7 protein-coding genes are annotated in these 11,806 nt (G+C 75.5%); 2 read left to right on the top strand and 5 right to left on the bottom strand.

Going from position 1 to position 11,806, the window contains the following annotated elements; all coding sequences use genetic code 11:
• Positions 1-73 precede the first annotated feature (73 nt).
• Both LG943_RS00105 and LG943_RS00100 read right to left on the bottom strand, forming a co-directional pair.
• A complete protein-coding gene (locus LG943_RS00105; RefSeq protein WP_408648513.1) occupies positions 74-1,663 on the bottom strand; it encodes an ABC transporter substrate-binding protein in 1,590 nt (529 codons plus the stop codon).
• Positions 1,664-2,257: 594 nt separating this feature from the next.
• Positions 2,258-3,223 (bottom strand): ATP-binding protein, encoded by a 966-nt coding sequence (locus tag LG943_RS00100; RefSeq protein ID WP_270070047.1) that lies wholly within the window; start codon positions 3,221-3,223, stop codon positions 2,258-2,260.
• 417 nt (positions 3,224-3,640) lie between these two features.
• Here LG943_RS00100 and LG943_RS00095 point away from each other — a divergent pair, with 417 nt between their 5' ends.
• Together LG943_RS00095 and LG943_RS00090 are read left to right on the top strand one after the other, a co-directional pair.
• Complete coding sequence (locus LG943_RS00095; protein ID WP_270070046.1) at positions 3,641-4,195, top strand: ATP-binding protein; 555 nt, start codon at positions 3,641-3,643, stop codon at positions 4,193-4,195.
• Positions 4,196-4,267: 72 nt separating this feature from the next.
• Positions 4,268-5,200, top strand: coding sequence for an alpha/beta hydrolase (locus tag LG943_RS00090; RefSeq protein ID WP_270070045.1), 933 nt, complete (start codon positions 4,268-4,270; stop codon positions 5,198-5,200).
• A 56-nt stretch (positions 5,201-5,256) separates the two neighbouring features.
• Here LG943_RS00090 and LG943_RS00085 read toward each other — a convergent pair whose 3' ends face one another.
• The 3 genes from LG943_RS00085 to LG943_RS00075 form a co-directional block, all read right to left on the bottom strand.
• The gene (locus LG943_RS00085; protein WP_270070044.1) at positions 5,257-6,099 is read right to left on the bottom strand and encodes an AMP-binding protein; all 843 of its coding nucleotides are present in this window, start codon (positions 6,097-6,099) and stop codon (positions 5,257-5,259) included.
• Between the two features lie 595 nt (positions 6,100-6,694).
• Positions 6,695-9,139 carry a LuxR C-terminal-related transcriptional regulator gene (locus tag LG943_RS00080; protein WP_270070043.1) on the bottom strand — a complete coding sequence of 815 codons (2,445 nt, stop codon included), beginning with the start codon at positions 9,137-9,139 and terminating at the stop codon, positions 6,695-6,697.
• 182 nt (positions 9,140-9,321) lie between these two features.
• Positions 9,322-11,769, bottom strand: coding sequence for a LuxR C-terminal-related transcriptional regulator (locus LG943_RS00075; protein WP_270070042.1), 2,448 nt, complete (start codon positions 11,767-11,769; stop codon positions 9,322-9,324).
• Positions 11,770-11,806: the final 37 nt, after the last annotated feature.

Raw genomic sequence — 11,806 nt, 5'->3', positions numbered from 1 at the left:
CGACCTTTGCGAGACATCGGTCAGCGGGGATCGGGGGCGGGGTCGCGCGGCGTCCGGGGGCGCCGCGGCGCGCTCACTCCTCGATGCGGACGCGGTGGAAGCCGTAGGAGGTCAGCGGGTGCCCGGTGACCGAGGGCTCCAGCCCCTTGACCTTCCGGTGGAAGGCGTCGAGGGTGTTGACGAAGCCCCAGATGATGTAGCCGCCCCGTTCGTGCTCGATGGCCATGGCCTGCTGGATGAGCCGGTTGCGCTCCTCCTCGTCGACCGTGCGGCGGGCCTCGTTGACGATGTCCACCCACTCCTCGTCGGCCCAGTGGGTCTCGTTGAACGGCGCGTCGGGCAGGGAGCCCTGCGCCGCCTGCGACAGGTAGTTGCGGGTGGCCCAGAAGTCCTGGGCGAACGTCCACTGGAGGTAGTTCTCGCCGTAGTACTCGGTGGAGTTGGTCTGCTTGAGGTTGACGGTCACGCCGGCGGCGCGCGCCTGCTCCTTGAAGACCTGGGCGGCGGCCACGGCCCCGGGGGTGATGGGGCCGGTGACCAACTGGACCTCCAGGCCGTCGCCGTGGCCGGCCTCGGCCAGCAGCCGCTTGGCCTCGGCGATGTCGCGTTCGCGCTGGTCGGGGAGCTTGTCCTCGACGTAGGCGGGGTCGAAGCGGCCGTAGATGTCGTTGCCGACGCTGCCGTAGCCGGCCAGCGCCTGGTCGACCATCTGCCGGCGGTCCACGATGAGCCGGAACGCCTGGCGCACCCGCACGTCGTCGAAGGGGGCCTTGTCCACCCGCATGGTGAACGGGGTCCACATCCCCGACTCCGACTCCAGGGTCTCGATGTTGGGGTTGGCCCGCACGACCTCGATCTGGCTGGGCGGAAGCTGGCTGATGGCGTCGACCTGGCCGCCCAGCAGCGCGTTGACCCGGGCGGTCTCGTCGGGGAAGTTGATGATCTCCAGTTCCTCGATGCGGGGGTGGCCCTCCTGCCAGAAGCCGGGGAACTTCGCGAAGAGGCTGCGCTGGCCGGGGGTGAACTCCATGAGCTTGAAGGGGCCGGCGCCGACGGGGTTGTCGGGGTCGTAGTCCTCGGGCACGATGCCCATCGAGTACTCGGCGAGCAGGTCCAGCAGGGTGACGTAGGGCTCGGAGAACGGCACCCGCACCGTGCGGTCGTCCACCCGCTCGATGTTGTCGCGGTCCATGGTGGCCAACTGCGGCGCGCCGATGCCCAGGATGTCGGGGTCGGTGACCCGGCGCAGGGTGAAGACCACGGAGTCGGCGGTGACCGGCGAGCCGTCGTGGAAGGTGAGGCCGGGCTTGAGGCGGATGGTCCAGACCGTGGCGTCGTCGTTGGGCTCGATCGACTCCGCCAGCGCCATCTGGATGCTGTAGTCGGTCTCGAAGTAGCACAGGCCCGCGTACAGGTTGTGCGCGCGGGCGATGTCGGTGTTGTCGGTGGGCTTGTGGGCGTCGAGGGTGTCCTCGGCCGACCCGCCGGCCACCCCCACCCGCAGCCGTCCGCTCCCGGCCCCGCTGGAACCGCCACCGCCGCACGCGGAGAGCGCGGGGACGACGACGGCACCGGCGGCTCCGGCCATCAGGACGCTGCGGCGGCTGGGGGCGGACGCGGCGCGCGGAACCGGATGTTCGCTGTCGGCGGGTGTGGGCGGCACGGCAACCTCGGTTCGGTCGGGTGTTCGGTCAGGAGGCGGCGCCGCGAGGCCGGGGTCCCGGCGGTGCGCGGGCGCGTCCCGCCGGCGTGTGCACGAGCGCACAACGCCGACCGTTCGATAGTTGTCACACCGAACACGCACGTCAAACCGTGTCGGGATGCTCACCGCGCGTGGCAATGGGGCGGCGGGGGCGTGCGAATGGCGCGTGGGGAGGTGCGCACGGTGCGTAGCGATTCCGGCTGCCAGCAGGGGGTTTGCGATTATCGCAAGAGCGGCGCCGCAGTGGAGCGCGGGTGCACTGAAAGCGTCTTCCCCCGTGTGGGGCGTGTCAGTTCGGGCACGCAGGTCGTAATCCGATCGATGCCGCGGGGTGGTGAAATCTTGTTGTTTATGGTGAGATTTGCGTAGTTTGTCGGATTTTGCCTGGGGGTAACACCCCGCCGGCCGTCCCCGCCCTCCCCTCCTTCCCCTCCCTCCCCGCGCTCCTCCGGGGTCCTGCCCGCCCCTCCGCCGGAGGGGCGGCCGGGCGCCTGGAGTGGCGGGCGCCCGGCCGCTCGCTCAGCCGCGCTGGGCGGCGGGCGCCCGGCCGCTCGCTCAGCCGCGCTGGGCGGCGAGCGCCTCGGGGCCCATCAGGAAGTCGGGGTCGATCTGGGCGGCCAGCGCGGCGCCGTTGTCGCCGCCCCAGCGCCGGGCGTTGCGCAGGTGGAACTCCGCGCTCTGCCGGGTGAACTTCGCCCAGTCCTTGGCCGCGGAGTCGACGGCGTCGCGCATCCAGGCCAGGGTCTTGACGTTCTCCTCCTCCAGTTCGTCCAGTTCGGGGTGGCGGCCCTTCTCCATGGCCCGCACGAACGGCGAGAACCCGAAGCAGGCGGCGAGCGCGTCGCCGACGTGCTCGCGCAGGAACGCCACGTCGTCCTCGCCCTGCACCTTGTTGCCGATCACCTGGATCTCGACCCCGTGGTCGCCGGCGTACTCGGCGTACTGGCGGTAGACGCCCACGCCGCGCAGAGTGGGCTCGGCCACCAGGAAGGTGAGGTCGAAGCGGGTGAACAGGCCCGAGGCGAAGGAGTCGGCGCCGGCGGTCATGTCCATCACGACGTACTCGCCGGGGCCGTCCACCAGGTGGTTGAGGTACATCTCGGCCGCGCCGACCTTGGAGTGGTAGCAGGAGACGCCGAGGTCGTCCTCGCCGTAGGGCCCGGTGACCAGCAGGGTGGCGCCCGCCGCCGGCACCCCGAACCGGCGGTGCAGCGGGTTGTCCGGCGCGACCTCCAGCAGTTGCGAGCCCCGCCCGGGCGGGGTGGTCTTGGTCATGGCCTCGGCGGAGTCGATGCGCGGGTTGTCGCCGCGCAGGACCTCCTTGATCTCGCTCAGGTGCCCGCCCATCGGCGGGATCCGCGCGAGGTCGTCGGCGCTCAGGCCCAGCGCCGCGCCGAGGTTCTGGTTGATGTCGGCGTCGATGGCGACCACGGGCGCACCGGTGGCGGCCAGGTAGCGCGTGAACAGCGCGGACAGGGTGGTCTTGCCGCTGCCGCCCTTGCCGGCGAACGCGATCTTCACAGGGTCCTCTTTCCACAGCGTCCGGGCGGAGCGTCCCCGACCGGGCACGCTCCGCGGTTTCTGGAAACGATTATCGTTGTTGTCCGAGGGTGCTGTCAGGTAATTCACCGGATCGTGTCCTGGCCGCCCCGAGCCCCGCTGACCTGCGCGGAAAAGCCGCCCACCCCCGCGCCCGGCGCGCCGCTTGCGCGGGCGCGTAGGGTGAAGGCGCAGGTCAGTGCGTATGACCCTGATCCGGCGCGGCCGCGCCCGCCCCCTGTCGGATCCAACACACGGCCGCGTTTTGCGGGGTATACGAGAACAGCCGGCACCTGGTGTGCTGTCCTGGTGGTGGTGTGCCTTGTCGAGGGCGTGTCGAGGGGTTGTCTAAGGTGAGGCCGTCGGCTGTCCCCCGGTCGCGATGGGAGTGAGACGGGTATGAGCGATTCGCAGCGACTCCGCGAGTACGGCGCCGCCGATCCTGTCGACCCCGATTCTGCCCCCGCCGCGGCCGACCCCGTCGAGACCGCCGCGCTGGAGGCCAGCGAGCACGCCGAGGCCGCCACCGACCACACCGTGTGGAGCTGCGTGGGCAACCTGACCGCCGTCCGCTCCATCCGGGCGCGCGTGCGGGAGTTCCTGGAGCGCTCCGCCCCGCCCCCCGGGGTCCTGGACGACGCCGAACTCGCCTCCAGCGAACTCGCCACCAACGCGCTGCTGCACTCCCGCTCCGGCCAGACCGGCGGCGTCATGACCCTCTTCATCCGCTCCGGCCGCGACCGCGTGCGGGTGGCGGTCGCCGACCAGGGCGAGAAGCACACCACCGCCGCCACCACCGACCCCGCCCGGCCCGACAACGACGACTACGGCCGGGGCAAGCTCATCATCGAGAGCTGCACCACCCGCAGCGGCGAGTACTGGACCGAGACCACCCACGTGGCGTGGTTCGAGATCGACCTCACCGACCCCGACCGCGGCGCCGCCGCGGAGTAGTCCCCCTCGGCGCGGCCGGGGCGCTCTGAGCCGCGGCGGCCCCGAGCCCGCCACGAGAGGAGCACGGGCACCGTGCGGCTCGACCCCGTCCTGGCCGCCTACCTGGCCGACCAGCCCGACCTGGTGTGGAACGACGCCCTGGACCTCGCGGCCGTGCGCGCCGCCGAGAACGCCGAGAGCCGGGCGGCGCCCCGCCTGGCCGACCTCCACGAGGTCCGCGACACCCTCGTGCCCGGCCCGCCCGGCGCGCCCGAGGTCGCCGTCCGGATCTACCGCCCCTCGCCGAACCCCGGCCTGCCCGTCACCCTCTACCTGCACGGCGGCGGGTTCGTCGTGGGCAGCCTGGACACCCACGACAACGCGGTGCGGCTGCTGGCCGAACAGGCCCGGACCGTGGTGGTGGCGGTCGACTACCGGCTGGCCCCCGAACACCCCTACCCGGCCGCCGTCGAGGACGCCCTGGCCGCCTACCGCTGGACCCTGGCGCACGCCGCCGACCTGGGCGGCGACCCCGACCGGGTGGCGGTGGCCGGCGACAGCGCGGGCGGCCTGCTCGCGGCCGTGCTGTGCTTCGCCGCGCCCGAGCGCGGCCTGCGCCCGCCGATGTTCCAGTTGCTGGTCTACCCCTCCACCGGTGCCGGGCCGACCGAGTCCGCCCGCGCGTTCGCCGACGCCTCGGGGCTGCGGCCCGACGAGCTGGCGTGGTACCAACGCGCCTTCCTCGGCGCCGCGCCGCCGGAGTCCCTGCCCGCCTACCTCAGCCCGGCGCGGGCGCCCGACCTCTCCGGCCTGCCGCCCGCCTACGTGCTGACCGCCGAGGCCGACCCGCTGCGCGACGACGGCGCGCTCTACGCGCGCCGCCTGGCCGAGGCGGGCGTCGCGGCGCACTGGCACGACAGCCCCGGCATGGTGCACGGGTTCCTGCGGTTCCTGCACGCGGTCCCGGCGGCCCGCGCCGCCGCCCAGCCCGCGTTCGACGCCCTGCGGGCGGCCCTGCACGGGTAGCACCGCACGGCTGGCACGGGTGGCACGGATCGCGCGGCGCGGATGGCGCCGCGCCCTCAGCCCGCCACCCGGGCGGGCGCGGGGGAGCCGTGGACGGTCACGCCGAACCCGGCCAGGTCGCGGGCCACGGCCTCGGCGCCCCGCGCGGCGGTGGTGACCACCGAGGCCCCGCTCCACAGCGCGGCGGCGGCCAGCACCGCGCGCTCGGGCTCGGCCATCGCGGAGTCCACCGCCACGGTGTCGGCGGGGCCCAGCGCCAGCGCCTCGGTGACCTCGGCCAGGCGGCGCAGCAGCCGCCCGTGGCCGTGCAGCGCGGTGCGCACGCCCCGGGCGTCGGCGGTGTAGGCCAGGATGCCGCTGTCGAACAGGCCGCGCGCGGGGCCGTAGCGGCTGCCGTCAGGGCTGGGCATGAGCAGTTCGTCGAACGGGGTGGTCTCGGGCGCCTCGCCGAAGGACACCACCTGGCGCACCCGGGAGCGGTCGGCGAGTTCGCGGGCGATCCCCGCCAGCGGCGCGGTCACCAGGATCATCCGGGCGTCCACGGCGGTGAGGACCTCGATGATGGTCTCCAGGTCGGAGTCCAGGTCCAGGGGCAGCGCGATCCCGCCCACGGCCATCACCGTGTAGACCGCGGTCAGCCGCTCGGGGCACACCGGCGCCAGCACGCCCACCACGTCGTCGGGGCAGGTGCCGCGCCGGCTCAGCCCGGCGGCGGCGCGCTCCACGGTCTCGGCGAAGGCCAGCGCGTCCAGGTCGGTGCCCGAGGTGTCGCGCACCCGGGGGCGGCCGGGGCCGCGGCGCAGCCGGTCGGCCAGCCCGCCGGTGAGCGAGCCGGCCGGGCGGGCGCGGACGGGCGCGCCCAGAGGGCGCGCTGCCCAGTCGCACCGGTCGACGTCCATGGGTCCCTCCCCTCCGGCGCGGGGTGTGCGGCGGTGTCGGTGTGCGGCGCGGTGCGCGGGCGCCGCCGGCCGCCTCCCACTCGGCGCGCGGGCCCACCTCGGACCCCTCGCGCCGCGGCGGCGGCGCCCGCGGCGCACCGGCGCGGGCCGCTGCCCGGGGGCAGATCGGCCGCGCACCGCCGGACACCCCGGCCGTCATCGCGCGCCGGGCTCGTCACGCCCCCTCCACGTGGCGAGCCCGGCGGTGCCGTGCCGATGGGATCCGCGGGCGCATCCCCTCAGCGCGCCCGCGGCGGCACGGCTCCAGCGATGCCGCGGCGCCGGGACTCCCGTGCGCGCCGGCCCCCGTTGACGTCAGGCGGGGCCGGCACGCGGACGCGGGTCCGCGGCGGTCACGGCGTCCCGGAGGTGCGGCCTCCGGGAGGTCTGAGCCGGTTCCGGGAATCCGGCGCCGGGGCGCCGGCACCGGGGCCGGTCTCATGAGGACGACTCTAGCGTTTTCGCGCGCTTTTGCACATGCAGAAACGAGTGCATCTGCATATGTAGATCCGGGCCGGATATGGTTCAGCCGGGAACGCCGCAGTTCACCGGCGTCTCACGGCGACACCGCATGGCGGTTCACCCACGCGGCGATCTGCCGGCGGGAGTTGAAGCCCATCTTGCGGTTGATGTTGGCGACGTGGCGCGCCACGGTCGCCTGGGTGATGAACAGGTTCTCCGAGATCACCCGGTTGCTCTGCCCCTGCCCGATGAGCTGCGCGATCTCGTGCTCGCGCGGGGTGAGCGCCGTGCGCGGCGGCTGGGACAAGCGGGTGGGCGCGGGGCGCGGCCGCATCGGGCGGCCCGACTCGGTGATGCGCAGCGCGAGGTCCACGGCGGCGTCCAGCCCGAGCCGACCGCCCTCCTCCCACCAGGCCCGCACCTGCTCGGGATCGGCCCCCACCCCGGCGGGGGCCGCCAGGCGGAGCGGGTCGGGCAGTTCGGAGTCCAGCCCGCCGCGCAGGGCCGCCGCCGCGCCCGCGCACCGCAACGCGTCGGCGGCCGCGCCCTGCTCCAGCGCGACCTTGGCGATGGCGGTCAGGGCGTGGGCGACACCGGGGCGGTGCCCGGCCGCGTGGGCCACCAGCAAGCTCTCGCTGAGGTAGTCGTAGGACTGGGCCACCGACCCCAGGGCCGGGGCGATGCGGCCCACCCCCGCCAGCGCCGCCGCGATCTCCGGCGCCGAGCCGATGCCGCGCTGGATGTCCAGCGCCTCGCGGTAGCAGCGGTCGGCGCTCTGGGCGTCGCCCTGCACCTCGGCGGCCGCGCCCTGGGCCATCAGCACCAGGCCCACCCCCCAGCGGTGGTCCATGCCCCGCATGATCATCAGCGCGGTGTTGAACCGGGTGTCGGCTTCGCCCAGCTCGCGGGTGTGCACGGCGACCGCGCCCACCAGGGCCAGCGCCACCGCCTCGTTCCACAGGTCGCCGGTGGAGCGGGCCGACTCCAGCACCTCGACGGCCCGCTCGCGCGCCCGCGCGTAGGCGCCGTCGCGGACGTCGAGGTCGGCCAGCACGTTCAGCGCCTGGCCCACCGTCTCGGCGTCGCCGGCCGCCCGGCCCAGCTCCTCGGCCCGGGCCGCCGCGCGCGCGGCCTCGGCGTAGCGGCGCTGGGCGCGGTACACCTGGGCGCGCAGCACCAGCACCGGGGCGCGCAGCGCGTCGTCGCCGCCCGCCATGGGCAGGAAGGAGTCGCACCAGGCCCCGGCCTCGCCGAAGTGGTGGCCCAGGACCCAGTAGGTCCGCAGCCCCGCGCACAGCCGCAGCCCCGAGGCGGCGTCGCCGCGCCGCTCGGCCCGCAGCAGCGCGGCGCGCATGTTGCCGTACTCCGAGACCACCCGTTGCAGGTGGCCGAACCGCTCGGCCCAGGGCATGGGCCGGCCCTCCATCGCGATGCGGCCCAGCTCCTCGGCGACGGCGGCCATCCGCGCGGTGTGCGCGGCGCCGACCTCGTCGGCCTCGCCGGACTCCGCCAGGCGGGCGGCGGCGAACCGGCGGACCGCGCCGGGCAGCCGGTAGCGCACCCGGTTGTGGTGCTCGCCGGTGAGCGCGACCAGCGCGCGGTCCACCAGCCCCGACAGCAGGTCCAGCACCGCCGGCTCCTCCAGCGGGGCGCCGCCGCACACCCGCTCGGCGCCTTCGAGGTCCCAGTCGGGAAACACCGACAGCCGCCGCAGCAGCACCCGCTCGGGCCCGCTGAGCAGGGCGTGGCTCCAGGCCAGCACGCCCTCCACCAGGCGCAGCCGCGCGGCGCGGCCGTGGCGGCGCCCCGGCGCCGCGGGCAGGTAGGCCGCCAGCCCCTCGGCCAGGCGGTCCAGCGGCACCCGTCCCGCCCACGCGGCCACCAGCTCCACGGCCAGCGGCACGCCGCCGAGCCGTTCGCACACCCGCGCGACGGCCCGCAGCCCGGCGGGGTCGACGGTGAAACCGGGCGCGGCGGCCGCGGCGCGGTCCAGGAACAGCCGCACCGCGCCGCTCTCGGCGGGGTCGGCGCCCTCGCGCGGCAGGGTCAGCGGTGGCACCCGCCAGACCCGCTCGCCGGGCACCCGCAGCGGCTCGCTCGCGGTCAGCAGCAGCGACAGCGCGGGGCAGCCGGCGACCAGCGCGGCGGCGACCTCGGCGACGTGGCCGGCGGCTGCGTCGCAGTCGTCCAGTACCAGCAGCAGCGCCCGGCGGCGCAGGGTCTCGCACAGGTTCTCGACCGGGTCGGCCAGCGCCTCCTCGGTCACGCCCACCGCCGCGGCGATCCGGGCGGCGACCTCGGCGCGGGTGTCCAGGCCGGAGAGGTCGGCCAGCCACACGCCGTCGGGGAAGGAGGCGGTGGCGTGCGCCGCCAGCCGCAGCGCCAGCCGGGTCTTGCCGATGCCGTCGGCGCCACTGAGGGTGACGACGCGGTCGGCGTCGAGCAGCCGCAACAGGTCGCTCAGATCCCGGTCGCGTCCGATGAAGCTGTCGGTCTCAACGGGGAGGTTCTGCCGCGCGGGCGCGGTCTGAAGTGCCATGGCCTTCACACGAGTAGGCAGTCGGGGACCGCGCTCACCTTGCCTGGGGGTAAGGGCGGGATCGGGAGTGGTGCGTGCTCGTGCCTAAAGCTCTGTCTTAGTAGGTGCACACTCGGTGCGCAAGCGGTACCGCGGAATCGGATCACGCCCCGCCCCGGCGCGGCCGCCGGCCGCCCGGGGCCTCAGCGGTTCAGTCCGTGCTCGGCCGCCCAGTCCGCGAGCTGGGCGCGGGAGGTGATGAGCAGCTTGCGGAAGATGTTGGCGATGTGGCGGGCGACCGTGGGCTGGCTGATGGTGAGGTGCTGGGCGATCTGCCGGTTGGACATCTCCTCGCCGACCAAAACCGCGATCTCGCGCTCGCGCGGGGTCAGCAGCGTCGGCAGCGGGCGGCGCGGCACCGGGAAGGTCGCGGCGCGCTCCACCACCTCCTCCAGCGGCAGGGTGCGCCAGGACTTCCAGGCCCGCTGGGCGGCCTCGGCGGGCAGGGTCTGGCAGACGGCGCCGAAGACGCGCTCGGCGCGCGGATAGGGCTGGCGCAGCCCGGCGTGCAGCCGCGCCGCCACCCCCGCCAGAGCGGCCGCCCGCTCGGGCTGCTCCTCGGCGACCGCCAGCTCGGCCAGCGCCTCCAGCGCCCGCGCCACGGCGGCGCGCCGGCCCGAGGCGGCGCTGATGCGCAGGCAGCCGGCGAACCGGCGGCGCGCGCCGGAGACGTCGCCGCGGGCGAGGTCGAGGTGGCCCATCGCGGCCGAGGAGCGCGCGGTCTCCGGGGCGATCCCCATGTCGCCGAAGATCCGCATGGCGCGGTCGAGCTGCTCGGCGGCGACGTCGAGGTCGCCGCGCTGGGTGGCCAGCACCCCCAGCCCGTTCAGGCAGCGGGCCACGCACCACAGGTCGCCCAGCTTCTCGGCCGCCTCGACGCTGCGGTTGAGGTACTTCTCGGCGGTGTCCAGGTCGCCGGAGCGCCGGGCCAGGCGGCCCAGGGTGCCCAGCACCGACACCTCGGTGAAGTGGTCGCTGACCCCGGCGGCGTCGGCCAGCGCGCGTTCGGCGGCCGCCACGCACGCCGCGTCCTCGCCGGCGCGCAGCGCCGCCGCCGCCCGCACACCCCAGGCGATCACCGCCGCCGGCGCGTCGCCGCAGGCGCGCGCGGCCTCCAGGGCGGTGTCGGCGATGGAGGCGGCCGTGCGGGCGCCCTCCAGGTCCAGGCTCAGCTCCGCGCGCACGGCCAGCGCACGGGCGCGCACATGCGGCGGCAGGTCCTCGGGGGACTCCGCCAGCAGCCGGCGCAGCGACCGGCTGCCCTCGGCCAGCAGCCCGCGCGCGAACCAGTAGGGCCGCAGCGCCACGCACAGCCGCAGGCCCTCCTCGGCGCGGCCGTGGCGCTGGGCCCACTCCAGCAGCCGGGCGGTGTTCTCGCGGTGGTGGTCGAGCACCCGCAGGAAGGCCAGGCGCTCGGGCCAGGACAGGGGGCCGGACACCGCCTCGGCCATGGCCTCGGTGTCGGCGACGGCGGCGTCCAGGCAGCGCCGCCAGGTGTCGGCCTCCTCGCCGGCGGCGGCCAGGCGCTCGGCGGCGTAGGCGCGCACGGTGTCGGGCAGGCGGTAGTAGGCCACGCCGTCGACCTCGCCGTCGGGCACGATCAGCGACTTGTCGCACAGCGACCCCAGCAGCCGGGCGACCTCGGCCGCGTCCACCCCGCTGTGGCCGCACACCCGCTCGGCCTGGATGCGGTTCCAGATGCCGAACACGGTGAGGCGGCGCAGCAGGATCTGCTCGGGGTGGACGAGCAGGTCGTGGCTCCACTCCAGCACCGCGCGCAGGGTGCGCTGGCGGGCGGGGAGTTCGCTGCCGGCCGTCACCAGCAGCCGGAACCGGTCGTCGAGCCGGCTGAGGATCTGGTGGACCGACAGCACCCGCACGCGCGCCGCCGCCAGTTCGATGGCCAGCGGCACGCCGTCCAGCATCCGGCAGATGCTGGCGATGGCGCCGGCGTTGTCGGCGGTCACCCGGAACCCGGGGCGGGCGCGGGCGGCGCGGGCGGCGAACAGGCGCACCGCCTCGTAGCGCAGGACGTGGTCGGGCCCCACGGCGGCGGGCGGGCGGCCCTCGTCGGAGGGGCGCGGGGGCGGGGGCAGCGACAGCGGGGGCACCCGCCACACGGTCTCGCCGCAGACCCGCAGCGGCTGGCGGCTGGTGGCCAGGATGTGCACCCCCGGGCAGGTGTCCAGCAGCACCCGGCACAGCTCGGCCAGCGCGGCGACGGCCCGCTCGCAGGTGTCCAGCAGCAGCAGCGTGCGCCGGTGGCGCAGCGCGGTGACGATCGCCTCCAGCGGCGGCTTCTGGCTGTTCTCCAGGACCCGCAGGGAGCGGCCCACCGCCCGCACCACCTGGTCGGGGGTGGCGGCCTCGCTGAGGTCGACGAAGCCGCTGCCGTGGGTGAAGCGGGCGCGCACCAGGTCGCTGACGCGCACCGCCAGCCGGGTCTTGCCCATGCCCCCGCTGCCGGTGAGGGACACCAGGCGGCTCTGCCCGACGATCCGGCACAGCTCCGCGACGTCGCGTTCGCGGCCGACCATGTCGCCGGGGAACGGCCCGGTCGCCGGGCTCGGGGTGGGGCGCGGGTGTGTCATGGCCTCGTTCACTCGGCAGCCGCGTGGTCGTGGCCGC

The organism is Streptomonospora mangrovi (assembly GCF_027604915.1).
Classification (GTDB): domain Bacteria; phylum Actinomycetota; class Actinomycetes; order Streptosporangiales; family Streptosporangiaceae; genus Streptomonospora; species Streptomonospora mangrovi.
Note: the sequence above shows the minus strand (reverse complement) of the source record. Positions and strands in the feature narration are given on the sequence as shown.